Source organism: Bradyrhizobium sp. (assembly GCF_019244115.1).
GTDB lineage: Bacteria > Pseudomonadota > Alphaproteobacteria > Rhizobiales > Xanthobacteraceae > Bradyrhizobium.
Genome location: NZ_JAFATE010000683.1, coordinates 1 through 18,222, shown reverse-complemented (window position 1 = coordinate 18,222; position 18,222 = coordinate 1). Strand labels below are relative to the sequence as shown.

The following is an 18,222-nucleotide window of genomic DNA, read 5'->3' as shown; positions in this document are numbered from 1 at the left end:
TTTCATCGGCGGCACGGTCGGCGGCGGATTCGGCGGTAAGGTCGATACTCTGACCGAGCCGCTCGCGATTCTCGGCGCGATGCTCACCGGGCGGCCGGTGCGCTACGTCTTCGGCCGCGAGGAGGAGATGCTGTTCGGTCCGCCGCGCGGCGCCGAGCGCATCTATATCAGGGATGGCGTGATGCGCGACGGCCGAATCGTCGCGCGAAAAATCCGCGCCTACTTTGACAGCGGCGCCTATACGCGGCTGTCGAGCTACGCTGCCGTCAAATGCGCGGCGCATCTGCCGGGACCCTATACGATCCCCAACGTCTATGGCGACATCTATTGCGTCTTCACCAACCGCACGCCGGCGACCGCGATGCGCGGCTTCGGCATCACGGCCATGGACTTTGCGATCGAATGCCAGATGGACAAGCTCGCGCACCTCATCGGCATGGACCCGATGGAGTTCCGCATCCTGAACGCCTATCGCGACGGCGACATGAAGGCGCACCGGCGCGAGGCCAAGAACACCGCGCTGATCGAATGCGTCCAGGTCGCGGCCGAAAAGGCGAAATGGCCGATCCGCGAGGAGTTTCGGCGTGCCTCCTCGCGCAAGGAAGGCGGTGGTGCCCGCGCAACGATCACGCCGACGCCGCGCGAGCCGGTCCCGCAGCGTGCCGCAGTCGCGCAGCAGCGCACGAGCTATGACCGCGGCATTCCGACGCCCGCGTCCAGCCAGCCGCAGCCAGCTCCGCCACCCCCGCCGCCGCCTGCACCGGCCCCTGCGCACGGCGCGACGCGCTTTTCTTCCGTGTTCGGCACCAGGAGGCGCTGACCATGTCAAAACATCGTGGACGCGGCATGGCGTCGATCAACTATCCCATCGGCATGAATCTCGGTGGCGATCCGAGCCAGGCGCTGGTGCATTCGAATCCGAGCGGCAAGTTCACCGTGGCGCTGTCGTCGATCGATCTCGGCCAGGGCATGAAATCGGTGACGCGGCAGATCTGCGCCGAAACCCTCGGCGTGCCGGTCGAGGACGTCTATGTCGACACCGCGGATTCCGACACCGGGCCGCATTGCATGGGCTCCTTTGCCTCGCGCGGCACCCACCGCGTCGGCAATGCGGTGATGGCCGCGGCCAAGGAGGCGCGTGCCGTGATGATGGAGGCCGCCGCCGAGGAGCTCGAGGTCAATGCCGCCGATTTGCAGACCGACGGGCGCGGCAACATCCATGTCAAAGGCGCGCCGCATCGCTCGATCTCTACCAGGGATGTCGCCATCGCGGCGCAGTTCAAGCAGGGCAAGACCATTTCCGGACGCGGCATTTTTCTGGTGCCGCTGTCGCAGGTCGATCCGGAGACCGGGGAGATGTCGCCGGCCACCTGCTATGCGCATGCCTGTCTCGTCGCCGAGGTCGAGGTCGATGACGAGACCGGCGACGTGGCGATGGTCCGGATGGACTCGGCCTATGAGCTCGGGCGCGCCCTCAATCCAAGACTGGTCGAGCAGCAGCTCGTCGGCGGCGCCTGGATGGGCATTAGTCATGCGCTCTATGAAACGCCGGAGCCTTATTATCCCGATCCCCGCAACGGCCCGCGCGACTTCGTCGAATATCTGATGCCGGGGCCCGGCGACATCTGCCCGCACGACATCGCGGTGCTGGAACGGCCGGCCGCCGACGGCCCGTTCGGCGCCAAGGGGCCGGGCGAGATGTGCGCCAATCCGGTGCTGCCCGCGATTGCCAATGCGATCTTCAACGCAGTCGGCGTGCGCATCGACGAGCTGCCGATCACGCCGGAAAAAGTACTGCGCGCGATCAAGGCGCAGGGCGGCGCGCGGCCGCAGCCGCGGAGGTAGAGGCGCTTTCATGGTCGTGCGTGGGTCCATCGTTGGCATCGACAGTCCGCAGGCGCTGGAGAAGGCGCTGCGCTCGGCCTTTTATCTCGCCGATGAGGGACTTGCGACCGCGGCCTATCTCGCGCTCGCGCTCGGCAAGCCGCTGCTGCTCGAAGGTGCGCCGGGCGTAGGCAAGACCGAGGCTGCGAAGTCGATCGCGGCCGTGCTTGGCCGCCGCCTGATCCGTCTGCAATGTTATGAGGGCATCGATGCGGCCGCCGCGCTCTATGAGTGGAACTATCCGCGCCAGATGCTCGCGATCCGCCAGGCCGGCGAGGACAGCATCGACATCTACGGCGAAGCCTTTCTGATCGAGCGGCCGATGCTGGCGGCGCTGCGCGCGCCGGATTCGACGGTGCTGCTGATCGACGAAATCGATCGCGCCGATCAGGAATTCGAGGCCTTTCTGCTCGAATTTCTCTCCGATTTTTCGATCTCGATCCCCGAGCGCGGCACGGTCCGGGCCGTGGAACGGCCCGTCGTCGTGCTCACCTCCAACCGGACGCGCGACCTGCACGAGGCGCTGCGCCGCCGCTGCGTCTATCACTGGATCGACTACCCGAGCGCCGAGCGCGAAGCGCGCATCGTGATGATGCGGGCCTCCACCGTCGCGGAGTCCACCGCGCGCGCGGTGGTCGCCGCCGTCGGCCGGCTACGGCGCGAGCCGCTGAGCAAGGCGCCGGGGATTGCGGAAGCGGTCGACTGGGCCGAGGCCGCGACGCTGCTCAACAAGGGCGGCGCGCGCTGGCCCGATGCGTTCAAGCGCTCGATCGGGCTCGCGCTGAAGGACGAGGAGGATCTCAGCTTCATCGCCCCGCGGCTCGATGGGCTCATTGCGGAGGCGGTGACATGAGCGAACCGCGTCTGCCGCAGGCGGCGGAGATCTTCGTGTCCTTCGTCACGCTGCTGCGCCTCAACGGCTTTGCCGCGGCACCGGAGCAGACGGTTGCCTTTCTTGCCGCGATCGAGCTGCTCGGGCCGCGCCGCATCGATGACATCCACCGCGCGGGACTCGCGACGCTTGCGCCGCCGCCGGAGCGCCGCGCGACCTATGATTTGCTGTTCGACCTGCATTTCCGCGGTGGCGAGGCGCTCGACCAGACGGGTGGAGACGAAGAGGAGGACGTCGTCCGCCTGCAGGAAGAAGGACGGGGTGCGGACGAACCGCTCTTTGCCGAGGAAGAAAGTGAGTCCGGTCTTGCAGCAACGCGCGCCGAAGCCCTCGTCGCGCGCCGCTTCGCCGGCCGGGCCACCAGCGATGCGCTGCGCCGCTTGGCGCGCGAGGCCGTCGCAAAGCTGCCGCGGAGGCGCGGCCACCGCCGCATGCGGGCCCGCCGCGGCGCCTTTGCCGATCTGCGTCGCACCTTGCGCGAGAGCGTGCGTCATGACGGCGAGGTGCTGCGGCTGCGACGCCTGAAACGCCGGCAAAGGCCGCGAAAGCTTTTGGTGCTGATCGACGTCTCCGGCTCGATGAAGGCGCGCACCGAGGGGAACATGCGCCTCGCACACGCGCTGGTGCAGACCGCGGCCAATGTCGAGGTCTTCACCCTCGGCACGCGACTCACCCGCGTGACGCGATCGCTGCGCTTGAAGCGCCGCGAGCAGGCGCTGGCCGCGGCTGCTCATGTGGTCAGCGACTGGGATGGCGGCACGCGAATCGGGGATGCGCTGAAGGCGTTTCTGGCCGTGCCGCGCTTTTCGGCCTATGCGCGCGGGGCCGCCGTGCTCGTCATTTCCGATGGGCTGGAGCGCGGCGATCACCAGGCGCTTCGTGAGGCCGTCGAAAAACTCTCGCTGCGCTCCTGGCGGCTGAGCTGGCTGACGCCGCTGGCAAGCGGGCGCGGCTTCAAGCCGCAGACGGAGGCGTTGATCGCGATCGAGCCTTTCGTCGACGACATGGTCGCCGGCGGATCGGATGCGGCGATCGTGGAGCATATCCTCTCGCTTGGACAGAGGCGCGCGGCATGAACGGGGTCGTCGATGCGCATCATCACGTCTGGCGGCAGGCCGATCTGCCCTGGCTGACCGGCCCGATGCAGCCGCGCATTTTCGGGCCCTACGAGGCGATCCGCCGCGACTATCCGATTGAGGAATATCTCGATGATCTCAGGGGATGCGGCGTTGGCCAGTCGGTCTATGTGCAGACCAACTGGGCCAAGGAGCGGTTCGAGAACGAGGCGGCCTGGGTGCAGCGGACGGCCGACGAACACGGCTTTCCGCATGCGATCGTCGCCTACGCCGACATGGGTGTCGAGGACGTGCGCCCTCAGCTCGACCGGCTGGCGCGCTATGAGCTGCTGCGCGGCGTGCGCATGCAGCTGCACTGGCACGACAACCCGCTCTATCGTTTCGCGGCGCGGCCCGATCTCTGCGCGGACGCGCGCCTCCGCGCCAACATTGCGCGGCTTGCCGATTACGGCTTCAGCTTCGACCTCCAGGTCTTTTCGGGCCAGATGGAAGGCGCGGCGGCGCTTGCGGAAAGCTGCCCTGCCGTCACCTTCATCCTGCAGCATGCGGGTATGCCCGAGGATCTGTCGCCCGCGGGGCGCGTGGCCTGGCGCGCGGGCATGCAGCGCCTGGCCGCGTGTCCGAACGTGGTCTGCAAGCTCTCGGGGCTCGGCACGTTCATTCACCGCAACGATCCGGCGCACATTGCCGGCATCGTCGAAGAGACGATCGCGATCTTTGGCGCAACGCGCTGCCTGTTCGGATCGAATTTTCCGATCGAGAAGCTGTGGACCGGATACTGCGATCTCGTCGCGGCGTATCGAGCCGCGCTCTCGGATTTTGGCGAGAACGAAAGCGATGCGGTGCTGCGGACCAATGCGATGCGCGTCTACCGGCTGACCTAAGACGTGCCGGCGAGCGCGATGTGACACAAGGAAAACGCCGACGGATGGTGGGGAGGTGACATGGCGCTGGAGATAAAAATCCTGGACTATGGCGATATCGAGCTGGAATCGAGTTTTCTGGTGCTCGGGCGCGACTGTGGCCGCACCCGCCGCGTGCTGACGCTCGGCTTCCTGATCCTCGGCGGGCCTTATCCTGTCCTGGTCGATACCGGCTATCGCTCCAACCAGATTATGGAAACGCTGGGCATGCGCGGGCTGCAGTATCATGAGAACATGATCGAGAACCAGCTTGCGCGCCACGGCGTTCGGATGGGCGACGTGCGTTTCGTCTGCCACACCCATCTGCATATCGACCACGCGGGCAAGGACGATCTGTTTCCGATGAACACGACGGTGGTGGTCAACCGGCGCGAACTTGAATATTCGGTCTCGGGCCTGATGCATCCGCAATATCCCGCGCCGGACATCAAGCATCTGATTGATCGCCTGCACACCAAGAGCGCGCTGCGTTTTCTCGATCTCGAGATCACCGGCCCGATCGAGCTGATGGACGGCGTCTATTGCGAAGCCGCCAACGCCCACACCGAGGGATCGATGAACATTCACGTCCATACCGCCGAGGGCATCGCGACCATTTGCGGCGACGTGATCTATGACATCAACGACCAGATCGTCGATCCCTTCCGCGAGATCCACGACGCCGAACCGCGCACCACAGGCAATCACGGCACCACCAAGCGCGCCGAGAAGGCCGCGATCAAAAAGCTGCTCTCTCAGTCGCGCTTCCTGCTGCCGGTGCACGACCGGCCGGCCAAGGTCGAACGCGGCATGATCGCGGGCCGGCTGCACGACCAGGTGCCCGGTCCGATTGTCCAGAGCCTGCCGCAGCGAAACTGGTTTCCCGCGTGAAAGGGTAAGCCCGATGACGCACGTAACGTTACGCCCGGAATTCGAGACGCTGATTGACCCCTATGCGCCCGTCGGCCAGGTCGGAACGGGATTCGATTTCACGGAGGGGCCGATCTGGCATCCGCTCGAGCAGTTTCTCCTGTTCTCCGACATGCCGGCGGACGTGCGCAGGCGCTGGGATCCGCGGCGCGGCGTCGTCGAGGTGCGGCGGCCGTCGAACAAATGCAACGGGATGACCTATGACGCCGAGCTGAACCTGATCGTCTGCGAACACGCGACGTCGTCACTGGTCCGCGAGCGGCCCGGTGGCCAGCGCGAGATCATCGCCTCGCATTTCGAGAACCAGGAGCTGAACAGTCCCAACGACGTCTGCGTGCACACGAGCGGCGCGATCTATTTCTCCGATCCCTGGTATGGCCGCATGCCGGTTTATGGCGTCGAACGGCCGCGCCAGCTCGGCTTCCAGGTCGTTTTTCGCGTGCCGCCGGGCGGCGGGCCGCCAAGACTCGTGGTCGATCGCCATCTGTTCGATCAGCCGAACGGCCTCTGCTTCTCGCCCGACGAGAAGCGGCTCTATGTCAACGACACCGTGCAGGCGCTGATCCGCGTCTTCGACGTCGAGGCCGATGGCACGCTGTCGAATGCGCGCGTCTTTGCCAGCGCCATCCGCTCCGAGCTGGAGCCGGGCCTGCCGGACGGCATGAAATGCGACCAGCGCGGCAATGTCTGGGTCACGGCGCCCGGCGGCGTCTGGGTCTATTCGCCCGGTGGTGACCTGCTCGGCAAGGTGAGGGTGCCGGAGCTGGTCGCCAATCTCGCCTGGGGCGGCGGCGACTTTCGCACGCTCTATCTGACTGCGACCCATTCGGTCTATGCGATCCCGACCCGGGTCGGTCCGCGCCACGAGCCCTACATGAATGCATCGCGCGGCGCGGCGAAACCGGCATCCTCCGGCGCGCCGGCGCCACGACTTTCGAACACCGACATGCATCTCGATCCGCGGCGCTGCGCGATGATCATTCAGGACCTGCAGAACGATGTGATCATGAACGGCGGCGCGTTTGCCTCTTCCGGCGCGCCCGACCATGCCAAGCAGCAGCGCGTCGTCGACAATGTCCGGCGCCTCGCCGAGATCGCGCGGTCACGCGGTGTCGTCGTCATCCATGTCTGGTTCGTCGTCGAGCCCGGTGCGCCCGGTGTCACGCTGAATGCACCGCTGTTCGAGGGACTGGTCGACAGCAAGGCGATGGTGCGCGGCAGCTGGGGCGCGGCGCCCGTCGCGGGGCTCGAGCCGAAAGGCGGCGATTTCATTGTTGAGAAGATGCGCATGAGCGCGTGGGAGGGCACGCGGCTGGAGACGATCCTCAAAGCCACGGGGCGCGACATCATCATCAACACCGGGGCCTGGACCAACATGTCGATCGAGCACACCGCGCGGACCGGCGCGGATAAGGGCTACTTCATGGTCGTGCCGGAGGATTGCTGCTCGACCATGAATGCGGATTGGCACAATGCCTCGATCAATTTCGCCATGCAGAACGTGGCCGTCGTAACCAATGCCGACGCGGTCGCCAAAGCGTTCGGGTGAAACGAAGAGGATGCCAAAACTGTTTCATCTCCTCTGCTCGCCGCGCGCCAACTCGGAGTCGCTGGCAGCGGCACGCGTCTTCCTCGATCAATTCCGGAAGGCGCGGCCGGAGTGGGACATCGACGAGATGAACCTTTGGCGGGATCATCTGCCGGAATTTGAAGGCTATATTCTCGAAGCCAAATATGCCCGCATCGGCGGAAAATCGTTCACCGAGTCGCAGCGCGATGCCTTTGCCATCGCCGAGCGGATGGCGGTGCGCTTCTCACTGGCCGAGCGGGTCGTGATCTCGACGCCGATGTGGAATTTCGGCATTCCCTACAAGCTGAAGCATTGGATCGACCTGATCAGCCAGCCCGGGCTCACCTTCCGCTTCGATCCGGCGCGCGGTTACCTGCCACTGGTCAAGGACCGGCCGACCGTGGTGATCCTCGCCAGCGGCGGCGACTACATCACCGGCCTGAACCGCGGGCAGGCCGACCTCGCGACGCCGTATCTGCGCCAGGCCCTGCACGTCATCGGCGTTCGCGACGTGCAGTTCGTACCGATCGGCCCGACCAATGGCCCGGCCGAACCTGTCCGCGTCGCGCGCGAAACCGCACATCGGCGGCTCGCGGAGCTGGCGGCACGGTTTTGACCCAACACTCGTTCGTCATGCCCGCGCTTGTCGCGGGCATCCACGTCTTGCTTCTCGGTGGTCGGCGAAGACGGGGATGGCCGGGACAAGCCCGGCCATGACGACGTAGGCAATTTGCGCTTCTCCCCTCACGTCTCCAGCTGCTTGCCGATCGGCAGGTTCCGGATGCGCTTTCCCGTCGCCGCGAAGATCGCGTTGATGAGCGCCGGCGCAAACGGCGGCAGGCCGGGTTCGCCGACGCCGCTCGGCGGCGTGTCGGGGCCGGGCGGCACGATGTGCACGTTGGTCACGAGCGGCGCCTCGTCGATCCGCAGCAGCGGGAAGTCGTCAAAATTGCCCTGCTGCACCTTGCCGTCCTTGAAGGTGATCTCGCCATATTTGGCGAGGCTCAGGCCCATGATCGCACAACCTTCGAGCTGCGACTGGATGCGCTCCGGATTGACATAGGTGCCGCAATCGATCGCAGTATCGACGCGCGGTACCGTGAGTTTGCCCTTGTCGTCCACCGCGACCTCGACGATCGTCGCGATATAGCTGACGAAGCTGCGATGCACGGCGATGCCGAGGCCGTGGCCCTTCGGCACGCTGCGGCCCCATTCGCCCTTCTCCGCCACCAGCTCGACGACACGGCGCAGCCGCGCGGTGTCGATCGGATAGCTGGCATAGGGCTCGCCGTAGTTCCAGAGGTCCTTCACCGATGAAAGATCGATGATCCGCGGTGAGCCGATCAGCTCCAGCAGCATGTCCTTCTGGTCGCGGCCGGTGGCGTGCGCGATCTCGCCGACCATCGACTGAACTGCAAAGGCATGCGGGATGTTCGACACCGAACGGAACCAGCCGATCCTTGTATGGGCTGTTGCTTCCGGATTCTCGCATTGGATGTTGGCGATTTCGAACGGCATGTCGACCAAGCCCATGCCGAGCTCGAAGGAGGCTTCATGCACCGTGTTGGGTGCGAAGGTCGAAGCGATGCTCGGCGCGACGCTGCGATGGCGCCAGGCGATCACCTTGCCGTTCTTGTCGAGGCCGGCCTCGATCCGCTCGACGGACACGGTGTGGAGGAAATCGTGACGGACGTCGTCCTCCCGCGTCCACTGCACCTTGACCGGCGCGCCGAGCGCCTTCGACAACAGCGCGGCCTCCAGCGCGTAGTCGCATTTGGACTTGCGGCCGAACCCGCCGCCGAGCAGGGTGACGTTGACCGTCACATTGTCCTCGGGGATGCCAAGCGTCTTTGCCACATCCTCGCGCGTGCCCCCCGGAGACTGCACCGGCGCCCAGATCTCCGCCTTGTCACCTTTGACGTCGGCGACCGCGACCGGCGGCTCCATGCTGACATGGGCGAAATGCGGCAGATAATATTCGCCCGTTATCACCTTGTCGGCCGACTTCAACGCGCTGTCGACGTCGCCTTCCTTGCGCACGACCAGTCCCGGTTTTCGCGCGGCGTCCTCGAGTTCTGCCCGATAGGCAACCGATTCGTATTTGGCGTTGGCGCCATCGTCCCAGGTGATCTTCAGCGCCGCGCGCCCCTTGATCGCCGCACCGGTGTTGCGCGCGATCACGGCAACGCCGCCGAGCGGCTGGAATTTCGAGGGCCAGGGCCAGCCCTGCACTTCCATGACCTTCTCGACGCCGGAGACTTTGGTGGCCTCGCTCGCATCGAACGACACCAGCTTGCCGCCCGTGACCGGAGGTCGCGCGATCACGGCGTATTTCATGCCGGGCAGGCGGACATCGGCGCCGTAGCGTGCCGCGCCGACCGTGATGTCGCGAAGATCGACCATCGAGATCGCGCCCTTGCCGAGGTAGCGGAAATCCTTCGCGTCCTTGAGCTTCAGGCTCGCGGGAGACGGCACCGCCTCTTTGGCGGCGTCGGCCGCCAGCTCGCCAAAGCCGAGCTTGCGGCCGCTCGCGCCGTGGACGATCTCGTGATTGACCGCCTTGACCTCGCTCACCGGCACGCCAAGACGTTTGGCCGCGGCCGCCTCCAGCATGGCGCGCGCGGAGGCTCCGATCTGGCGCATCGGCATGAGATAGTGCCGCGTGCTGCGCGAGCCGTCGGTATCCTGGTTGCCGTATTTCACCTCGTCGCCATGCGCCTGCTCGACGCGCACACGCGACCAGTCGGCCTCCATCTCCTCGGCGACGATCAGCGGCAGGCTGGTGCGGACGCCCGTGCCCATCTCGGCGCGGTGAGCCAGAATGGTCACCGTTCCGTCCGGTGCAATCGCGACGAACACGCGCGGATCGATCACGACGCCGTGCGGCATCTTGTCCGCGCCGGTTTCATAGGCCGCCAACGCCGGTCGCGACAGAACGGGAGCGGCGAGCACGAAGCCGCCGGCAAGCCCAAGCGCCTTGACGACGCTGCGGCGAGACACGTTCTCGATCCCGATATGCTTTTGAAAGCCGCGCAGGCTTTTCGAATCGGTCATGATGTTCATGTCACACTCCCGTCGATGCGAGGTGGATGGCGTTCTCGATGCGCTGGTAGCAGCCGCAGCGGCAGATATTGCCCGACATCGCCTCCCGGATCTGGTCGTGGCTCGGCTTCGGATTGTCAATCAGCAGCGCTGCGGCCTGCATGATCTGGCCGGCCTGGCAAAAGCCGCATTGCGGCACATTGACCTGCCGCCAGGCTTTCTGCACCGGGTGGTCGCCGGTCGGATGCAGGCCTTCGATGGTCGTCACATCCCGCCCGTCCACGTCGGAGACGGCCGTGATGCAGGCGCGCGTGGCCGCCTTGTCAACCATGACGGTGCAGGCGCCGCATGCGGCGATGCCGCAGCCGAACTTCGTGCCCGTCAATCCCACTTCGTCGCGAAGGAACCAGAGCAGCGGAAGACTGGGATCGCCATCCCAACTCTGTTCCTGGCCGTTAATCCTGACTTTGATCATGACCGTTTCCTCGCTCTTTTTTAAGCTCACGATGTCACCCTCGCAGGCCGCGCCAGAACACATTTCCAATGGGGCGGGCTTTGCGGATTACGCTTGGACCTCCGTTCGTTCGAACGGCGAAACCGGCAGCCAGTACGCCGTGTCGGTCCGGTTGCTAACCTTTCTCGGGAACTGTCCGCCTTGAATTGAGTGGAGTGGATGTTTGCCTGCCTCCCAGGCGCCTTCATGCTATCAGAGGCAGCTTGGAATCGACTTCATAAACCTGTGTTCATGCGGGATTGGGCACTGCAAAAAAGAAAGCCCCGCCGCCGCAATGCGGAGACGGGGCGCCAACTCAGTCCAAAAGTCAGTTTGGCAAGTCAGTAGGGGAGGAACGCTGGCTGAAGCGCGATGGTTCTGGCCGGCTCGCGCTTCAGCTTCTTGCGGTCTAGGCCGCTTTGGCTTTCGCCACATGGGTCGCGATCGCGTCCATCAGGGCCGGCGACAGGCAGTCATAGGGCTCGAGCCCCAGCTCCTTGAGGCGGGCGCGGATGCCGTCCATCTGCTCCGGCTTGACCCCGGATTCGATCACCGACGACACGAAGGCCGCAAATCCCGGCGCCGCGGAGCCCTGTTCCTGGAACAGTTCGGGATGGATGAAGTCGAGGCCGTAGAACGGGTGATTCTTGTTCTCGATACGGCCATACATATGCGTGCCGCAGGCCTTGCAGGCGTAGCGCTGGATCACCGCCGACGGATCGACGATCTGCAGCTTGTCGCCGTTCTCGAGCACGGTCACGTTCTGCCGCGGCACCACCGCGACGACCGAGAAGATCGCGCCTTCGGGTTTCCAGCACCTGGTGCAGCCGCAGGCATGGTTGTGCGCCACATCGCCCTTGATGCCGACCTTAACCGGCCGGTCGTGGCACTTGCAGACCAGAGTGCCTCCGGCAAAGCTGCCCGAGCCCTTCTTCACGCCGTTGTCTACCGACGGGTGGATGTGAACAGTCATGGGTCAATCCTCCTTGTGCTAGCTGTTTCGAGATTAGAACACGACGACCGAACGGATCGACTTGCCTTCATGCATGAGGTCGAACCCCTTGTTGATCTCCTCGAGCTTGAGGACATGGGTGATCATTGGATCGATCTGGATTCGTCCGTTCATGTACCAGTCAACGATCTTCGGCACGTCGGTACGGCCACGCGCGCCGCCAAAGGCGGTGCCTTTCCACACGCGTCCGGTCACGATCTGGAACGGCCGGGTGGAAATCTCCTTGCCGGCCTCCGCGACGCCGATGATCACGGAGACGCCCCAGCCGCGGTGACATGCCTCGAGCGCCTGACGCATCACATTGGTGTTGCCGGTGCAATCGAACGTGTAGTCGGCGCCGCCGTCCAGCAGCTGGACCAGATGCGGAACGATGTCGCCGCCGATCTTCTGCGGATTGACGAAATGCGTCATGCCGAACTTGCGACCCCACTCTTCCTTGCTGTCGTTAATGTCGACGCCGACGATCTTGTCGGCGCCGACCATCTTGGCGCCTTGAATGACATTGAGCCCGATGCCGCCAAGCCCGAACACGACGACGTTCGCGCCCGGTTCCACCTTCGCGGTATTGATCACGGCGCCGACGCCGGTCGTCACGCCGCAGCCGATGTAGCAACTGGTGTTGAAGGGCGCGTCCTCGCGAATCTTAGCGACCGCGATTTCCGGCAGCACGGTGAAGTTGGAGAATGTCGAGCAGCCCATGTAGTGGAAGACCGGCTTGCCCTTGTGGCTGAAGCGCGACGTTCCGTCGGGCATCAATCCCTTGCCCTGGGTCGCGCGGATCGCCGTGCAGAGATTGGTCTTGCGGCTGAGGCAGCTCTTGCACTGCCGACATTCGGGCGTGTAGAGCGGAATCACGTGATCGCCTGGCTTGACCGACGTCACGCCGGCGCCGACTTCGCGGACGATGCCCGCACCTTCATGACCGAGAATCGAAGGGAAGATTCCCTCGCTGTCGAAACCGTCGAGCGTGTAGGCGTCGGTATGGCAGATCCCGGTCGCCTTGATCTCGACCAGAACCTCGCCGGCCTTCGGGCCTTCCAGATCGAGCTCGACAATCTCAAGCGGCTTCTTCGCCTCGAAAGCGACTGCGGCGCGCGTCTTCATTTTCTGCTCCTTTCTTGCTCGTCAACGCCGTGGCAGGCGTTGCCAGTTCACGCTGCGCACCCTCAGTGCGAGCCCATGCAGGACGCTTCCGCCTTGTTATAAGCTTCGGTCTTGTCTTCATGCTTTGCCGGGCGCACGCGACCCACCGCATCGTTGGCACGGGCGCGCAGATAGATGTAAAGGTCGTCCATGTAGCAGGCTACATTCGGATTGTCGCCGAAGGACGGCATGACGTTCTCGGACGACGTGCTGACGTTCTTGCGACCGCCGGCGACCACCGCAAGGAAGTCGGGATAGCTCAAGGTTTTCAGCGAGTCCTTCAGCGCAGGGGCGTAGGTCGATCCCATGCCGTCGGGGCCGTGGCAGACATGGCATTCCGAATGATAGCGGCGGTATCCGGAATAGGTGTACCAGTCGACGGCGCCGTCGGCCGCGACCTTGAATGTCGGGGTTCCTTCCTTGTCGTAATACTCACCGGTGTCGGACTGCTTCACCGCGGTCGGATCACCAGAACCGTCGGCCAAAGCAATTCCAGGTACGGCAAAGAACGCCGCCGCCGCGAACACTAAGCAGATGATGCGCAAGAGCTTGTCCTTGGCTCTCAAGGTCAGGGACGACCCGGCGCGTGGAAAAATCCACGCGCCGGAAGCGATACGGGGTTTGAGAGCGCCTTATGGCAGGGCGAACACGGTGAGCGTGCCGCCGAGCGCCGTATAGTTGCTCAGCGCGGCATAGCCGCCGACTGCGCCGAGGCCCGCGGTCGGATCGGTCAAGCCGGCCGCAAGACCGATGCCGGCCCAGCCGCCGACGCCCGAGAGCACTGCAACGTACTGCTTGCCATTGTGCTCATAGGTCGTGACGTTGCCGATGATGCCGGAGGGAGTCTTGAACTTGTAGAGCTCCTTGCCGGTCTTGGCATCGACCGCCTTCAGGTAGCCTTCGAGCGTGCCGTAGAACACCACGCCGCCTGCGGTTGCGAGCGCACCCGACCAGACCGAGAACTGCTCCTTGTCGGACCAGACGATCTTTCCGGTCTTGCCATCCCAGGCGATGAAGTTGCCCATGTTGCTGTCGCCCTGGGGCGGATACATCGAGAGCGTCGCGCCGACATAGGGCTGGCCCGCGGTGTAGCTCACCTTGAACGGCTCGTAGTCCATGCAGACATGGTTGGTCGGAACGTAGAACAGCTGCGTGTCCGGCGAATAGGCCGCCGGCTGTTCGTCCTTGGTGCCGAGCGCCGCCGGGCAGATGCCCTTGACGTTGTGGTCCTCGCCCGCCTTGTCGGTCGAGGCTGTGTCGAGAACCTTCGGCCGGCCATAGGTCTGCGAGTTCTTGTCCATGTCGACGCCGGAGGTCCAGTTGACCTTGGGGTCATACTTTTCCGCGACCAGCAATTCGCCCGATGCGCGGTCGAGCGTATAGCCGAGGCCGTTGCGGTCGAAATGGGTGAGCAGCTTGCGGGCCTGGCCGCTGATCTGCTGATCGGTCAGGATCATTTCGTTGACGCCGTCGTAATCCCACTCGTCATGGGGCGTCATCTGGTAGACCCACTTCGCCATGCCCGTGTCCGGATTGCGTGCGAAAATGGTCATCGACCATTTGTTGTCGCCTGGACGCTGTTTTGGATTCCAGGTCGAGGGATTGCCCGAGCCGTAATAGACGAGATCGAGCGACGGGTCGTAGGCCACCCAGCCCCAGGTGCAGCCACCACCGATCTTCCACTGGTCGCCTTCCCAGGTCTTGGTCGAGGAGTCCTTGCCGACCGGCTTGCCGAGCGCGGTGGTCTTCTCGGGGTCGACCAGGATCTGATCATCCGGTCCTTCCGAATAGGCCTTCCACACTTGCTTACCGCTCTTGATGTCGTAGGCGGTCATGCTGCATTGCACGCCGAACTCGCCGCCCGACGTGCCGACCAAAACCTTGTCCTTGATCACGAACGGCGCCGAGGTGCCGGTCTGGCCCTTGGCCGGATCGCCATTGGTTGCGCTCCAGGCGAGGTTGCCGGTCTTGGCATCGAGTGCCACCAGCTTGTCGTCGGCCTGATGCAGGAAGATCTTGCCATCACCATAGGAAAGGCCGCGGTTGACGGTGTCGCAGCACATCACGGGAATGACGTTCGGATCCTGCTTGGGTTCGTATTTCCAGACGATCTTGTTGTCCTGAGAAAGGTCAAGAGCGTAGACCTTGTTCGGGAACGGGGTATGGACGTACATCATGTTGCCGATGATCAGCGGGCCGCCTTCGTGACCGCGCAGCACGCCGGTCGAGAAGGTCCATGCGACCTGCAGCTTGCCGACGTTCGACGCATTGATCTGATTCAGCTTGGAGTAGCGAGTATTGGCGTAATCGCCCGAGGGCATTACCCAATCCTTGGCATTCTGCGACATTTTGTTCAGCTCTTCGTTGGCTGAAGCGCCTCCGGCGGCGAGTGCCGCTACTGAACCAAGAAAGGTCGCCAATAACACTTTGCGCATCGTGTTGTCCTCCCAGTTGTCGAGCTTAGGGTGCCGCCAGAACGCGGCCCATTTCTTCTTCTTCGGCGACACCAGTAGCCGCTTCAATAGCGGGAAACTTGCCCGAGAGCGAAACACGTTTGCTCAATAGCGAAACGCGATGAATTTTTTGTTCCGCCTCGTCTGCAAAAGGTGGCTTCATTTCGAGCAGCAAGCGTGCTGTGAGGCGACAATCCCCACGCGCAGCCTGGCGTGCAGAGTGATGTTTCCCTTGACGGCGCTGCAACTTAGTCGGAGGATCATGCAAGGGGATGCCGGGAGGAACACGAAAGCGAGTGCCTCGACTTGAGGACAATTCGCGTCTCGTGGTCGGAAGTGTCCCATACGGCGAGCAGCAACGTTTTGATCTCGAATCGGTTGCCCCAAATGTCCGACACGATCCACTCACTCTCCACCGCCGGATTGACGACGAAGAGGCAGATCGCACGTTGGTCAGATGCCCTGACCGATCTGTGCGGACAGTTCGACATCGATCCCCTCGAAGGGGCGACGTTCGAGGGCCGAATCAACTACACGACCGTATCGCGGCTCAAACTCTGCCAGATCGAGGCGAGCCAGCACCGCATTGCGCACACGGTGGCGCGCTCGCCATCGACCGAACATCCCTACATCAAGATCCTGTTCCAGACCTTTGGGATCTCCCATTTCGAGCAGGACGGCCGCAGAATCGATCTGATGCCCGGCGATTGTCTCGCCTATGACGTGTCCTGTCCGCACAGCTTCATCAGTCCGGCCCTGACGCGGCATGAGGTCGTGATCGTTCCGAAGAAGCTGCTGCAGGAGCGCGGTTTTCGCGCGGACAAGATGCTGGCGTGCAAGCTCTCCGCGCGCACCGGCACCGGCCGGATCGCCCACGAAGTGGCGCATGCCGCCTTCGACGAGGCCGCGCGACTGTCGCCGATCACCGCCAACGTCGTCGCCGAGTCGCTGATCGACCTGTTGCTGCTGCCGCTGCGGGAAGCCGACACCATGTTTGATCGCGTCGGCCCGGAGGCCATGTATACGCGGGCCCAGGTCTTCATCCGCGAGCATCTGCGCGATCCCGATCTCTGCATCGACCAGATCTCGGCGGCGCTCGGCTGTACCAAGCGCTACCTGCACATGCTGTTCAGCGAGCGCGGCATGACGGTCAGCGATTATATCTGGCGGGCAAGGCTGCAGCACTGCCGCCAGGAGCTGGAGGCGCACGCCGGCAAGACCATCACGGACGTTGCGTTCTCCTGGGGCTTTTCGAGTTCCTCGCATTTCAGCCGCCTGTTCCGGAAATATTTCGGCGTTGTCCCGTCATCGGTTCACAAGGCTCAGGGTATCCTGTCGTCGGACGTCTGACCGCGGCCGCTTCCTTGTCCGCCAGGCATTCCTGCAGGCGCTGGCGAGCGGCGATACGCCGCTTTTCCTCAGTCCAGACGAGCCGAATCGCCGCTTTCCCGCGTGCCTCATCGGAACATTGCCGCTGACGATCCGTTGCTGATCTTGCGGACCTCTAATCGGAGATCTCCCATGATATCGCGTCGCTGTGTTGTTCTCGGCCTGACCGCCACGGTCGTGGCGGTCAACGTGCCGGCGCTGGCTGCGTCCCGGAGTGCCAGTCCGGTCAAGATGTTCGATACTGACAATGACGGCACGCTCGACCTCGCCGAAGTCAAGAAAGCCGCGTCCGACGCGTTCGCAAGGCTCGATCGCGACCATGACGGCACGCTCGACAAGCGCGAACTGGCCGGCCGCCTGAGCGCGAAGGAGCTTTCCGCCGCCGACGGCGATCACGACGGCACGCTCACCTCCGACGAATATCTGGCCGTCGTGGAGCAGCGTTTCAACGCGCTGAACAGCGACAAGGACGGCACGCTCGATGCCAAGGAACTGCGGTCGCCGGGCGGCAAAGCGCTGCTTCGGCTGTTGAAATAGGCGGGCGCGGAGCAGGGTTCTTACTTTTAGACTCTTAGGCGCGTTGTCAGCAAAGCGACGCCAGGGCGCCGGCCCTTGCGCAAAATCCGCGACAGTCCTACCTTTGGGAAGCGCGGTCCTCGCGCCAATGACTTGGTCCAAGTGACTTGGTCCAACTGACTTGGGAGACCCGAATGGCCTGGAAAACTCCGAAGATTGTGGAAGTGCCGGTGGGCATGGAAATCAACATGTACGCCTGCGCAGCGCGCAAGTAAGACGACGATCTGCCCGGCCCGTTGCGACAAGTTTCGGGCCGTGGCAGGCGTCCTCTCTCTCTCTGAGTTTGCCGACCTCCGGCACCGCGCATGGCTCGGCTTAGAACCCTGAAGGACATCTGCGCGACGCGAACGCGGCTCGGATCCCGACACCTTCATGGTTAGCAACGTCTTTCAGCCCAAAGCGTTCTATCCTTGACGGACCCGACGGATGGTTCCTGCCTGGGCTTGCGGTCCTTCACGGTGTCTTGAAACGGCCTGCTGCCGCATCCGTAGCTGACATGCTACTTTTGGACGGCCGAAGGCTGAGTCCCGAGAGGATTGCATGAATCCGATAGACCTGATCGTGACCGTGTGTGCCGTGCTCTCGCCCACGATGTGCGAGGAGACCCATCTGGTCTTTTCCGGCGGCGGCTCGCTGCGGCAATGCGCGATGGCCGCGCCACCCTATATCGCGCAATGGGTCGGGGAGCACCCGAAATGGACCGCAGTCAAATGGCGCTGCGAATATCCGCATTCGAACGACAAGGCGGATGTGGGCGAGACGACGCCAGCGGGCTGAGGTCAGGGACGCCAGTGCGTCATGGGCTCGGGTTGAACTGTCGCCGTATCGAAGGTGCGCTCCCCGTTCTCACGGGGAGAGGG

General features: G+C 64.0%; 19 protein-coding genes. 12 read left to right on the top strand and 7 right to left on the bottom strand.

All coding sequences use genetic code 11. The annotated features are described in order from the left end of the window. The 8 genes from JOZ76_RS29690 to JOZ76_RS29655 all read left to right on the top strand — a co-directional run. Window positions 1-820, top strand: an 820-nt coding sequence (locus JOZ76_RS29690) for a molybdopterin cofactor-binding domain-containing protein (RefSeq protein ID WP_291704798.1), incomplete at its 5' end; no start/stop codon positions are given. Between the two features lie 2 nt (window positions 821-822). Continuing rightward, entirely contained in the window at window positions 823-1,845 is a 1,023-nt protein-coding gene (locus JOZ76_RS29685) for a xanthine dehydrogenase family protein molybdopterin-binding subunit (RefSeq protein WP_291704796.1), read from the top strand. 10 nt (window positions 1,846-1,855) lie between these two features. Further along, entirely contained in the window at window positions 1,856-2,737 is an 882-nt protein-coding gene (locus tag JOZ76_RS29680; RefSeq protein WP_291704794.1) for an AAA family ATPase, read from the top strand. After that, on the top strand, window positions 2,734-3,852 hold the full coding sequence (locus JOZ76_RS29675) for a vWA domain-containing protein (protein WP_291704792.1): 1,119 nt from the start codon (window positions 2,734-2,736) through the stop codon (window positions 3,850-3,852). The genes JOZ76_RS29680 and JOZ76_RS29675 overlap by 4 nt, the downstream gene beginning before the upstream one ends. Then, window positions 3,849-4,736 (top strand): amidohydrolase family protein, encoded by an 888-nt coding sequence (locus JOZ76_RS29670; RefSeq protein ID WP_291704790.1) that lies wholly within the window; start codon window positions 3,849-3,851, stop codon window positions 4,734-4,736. The genes JOZ76_RS29675 and JOZ76_RS29670 overlap by 4 nt, the downstream gene beginning before the upstream one ends. A gap of 60 nt (window positions 4,737-4,796) precedes the next feature. Continuing rightward, entirely contained in the window at window positions 4,797-5,645 is an 849-nt protein-coding gene (locus tag JOZ76_RS29665) for an MBL fold metallo-hydrolase (protein ID WP_291704789.1), read from the top strand. A gap of 13 nt (window positions 5,646-5,658) precedes the next feature. Beyond that, complete coding sequence (locus tag JOZ76_RS29660) at window positions 5,659-7,233, top strand: isochorismatase family protein (RefSeq protein WP_291704787.1); 1,575 nt, start codon at window positions 5,659-5,661, stop codon at window positions 7,231-7,233. 10 nt (window positions 7,234-7,243) lie between these two features. Further along, window positions 7,244-7,870, top strand: coding sequence for an FMN-dependent NADH-azoreductase (locus JOZ76_RS29655; RefSeq protein ID WP_291704785.1), 627 nt, complete (start codon window positions 7,244-7,246; stop codon window positions 7,868-7,870). A gap of 128 nt (window positions 7,871-7,998) precedes the next feature. On the opposite strand, the gene JOZ76_RS29650 is transcribed toward JOZ76_RS29655, so the two are convergent. The 7 genes from JOZ76_RS29650 to JOZ76_RS29620 form a co-directional block, all read right to left on the bottom strand. Then, a complete protein-coding gene (locus JOZ76_RS29650) occupies window positions 7,999-10,317 on the bottom strand; it encodes a xanthine dehydrogenase family protein molybdopterin-binding subunit (protein ID WP_291704783.1) in 2,319 nt (772 codons plus the stop codon). Between the two features lies 1 nt (window position 10,318). Further along, on the bottom strand, window positions 10,319-10,771 hold the full coding sequence (locus tag JOZ76_RS29645) for a (2Fe-2S)-binding protein (RefSeq protein WP_291704781.1): 453 nt from the start codon (window positions 10,769-10,771) through the stop codon (window positions 10,319-10,321). Between the two features lie 427 nt (window positions 10,772-11,198). After that, window positions 11,199-11,762: an S-(hydroxymethyl)glutathione synthase gene (gfa, locus tag JOZ76_RS29640; protein WP_291704779.1), complete on the bottom strand. Its 564-nt coding sequence runs from the start codon at window positions 11,760-11,762 to the stop codon at window positions 11,199-11,201. A gap of 33 nt (window positions 11,763-11,795) precedes the next feature. Continuing rightward, window positions 11,796-12,905, bottom strand: a complete 1,110-nt coding sequence (locus JOZ76_RS29635; protein ID WP_291704777.1) for an S-(hydroxymethyl)glutathione dehydrogenase/class III alcohol dehydrogenase — start codon at window positions 12,903-12,905, stop codon at window positions 11,796-11,798. Window positions 12,906-12,967: 62 nt separating this feature from the next. Next, the gene (locus tag JOZ76_RS29630) at window positions 12,968-13,489 is read right to left on the bottom strand and encodes a c-type cytochrome, methanol metabolism-related (RefSeq protein WP_291704775.1); all 522 of its coding nucleotides are present in this window, start codon (window positions 13,487-13,489) and stop codon (window positions 12,968-12,970) included. Between the two features lie 87 nt (window positions 13,490-13,576). Beyond that, on the bottom strand, window positions 13,577-15,379 hold the full coding sequence (gene xoxF5, locus JOZ76_RS29625) for a lanthanide-dependent methanol dehydrogenase XoxF5 (RefSeq protein WP_291704800.1): 1,803 nt from the start codon (window positions 15,377-15,379) through the stop codon (window positions 13,577-13,579). 25 nt (window positions 15,380-15,404) lie between these two features. Then, entirely contained in the window at window positions 15,405-15,572 is a 168-nt protein-coding gene (locus tag JOZ76_RS29620; RefSeq protein ID WP_291704773.1) for a hypothetical protein, read from the bottom strand. 212 nt (window positions 15,573-15,784) lie between these two features. On the opposite strand from JOZ76_RS29620, the gene JOZ76_RS29615 reads away from it, so the two are divergent. From JOZ76_RS29615 to JOZ76_RS29600, 4 genes are all read left to right on the top strand, one after another. Beyond that, on the top strand, window positions 15,785-16,747 hold the full coding sequence (locus JOZ76_RS29615) for a helix-turn-helix domain-containing protein (RefSeq protein WP_291704772.1): 963 nt from the start codon (window positions 15,785-15,787) through the stop codon (window positions 16,745-16,747). 171 nt (window positions 16,748-16,918) lie between these two features. After that, window positions 16,919-17,323, top strand: coding sequence for a calcium-binding protein (locus tag JOZ76_RS29610; protein ID WP_291704770.1), 405 nt, complete (start codon window positions 16,919-16,921; stop codon window positions 17,321-17,323). 173 nt (window positions 17,324-17,496) lie between these two features. Continuing rightward, window positions 17,497-17,577, top strand: coding sequence for a pyrroloquinoline quinone precursor peptide PqqA (pqqA, locus tag JOZ76_RS29605; protein WP_009031067.1), 81 nt, complete (start codon window positions 17,497-17,499; stop codon window positions 17,575-17,577). A gap of 325 nt (window positions 17,578-17,902) precedes the next feature. After that, window positions 17,903-18,139 carry a hypothetical protein gene (locus tag JOZ76_RS29600; RefSeq protein ID WP_291704768.1) on the top strand — a complete coding sequence of 79 codons (237 nt, stop codon included), beginning with the start codon at window positions 17,903-17,905 and terminating at the stop codon, window positions 18,137-18,139. Window positions 18,140-18,222 lie beyond the last annotated feature (83 nt).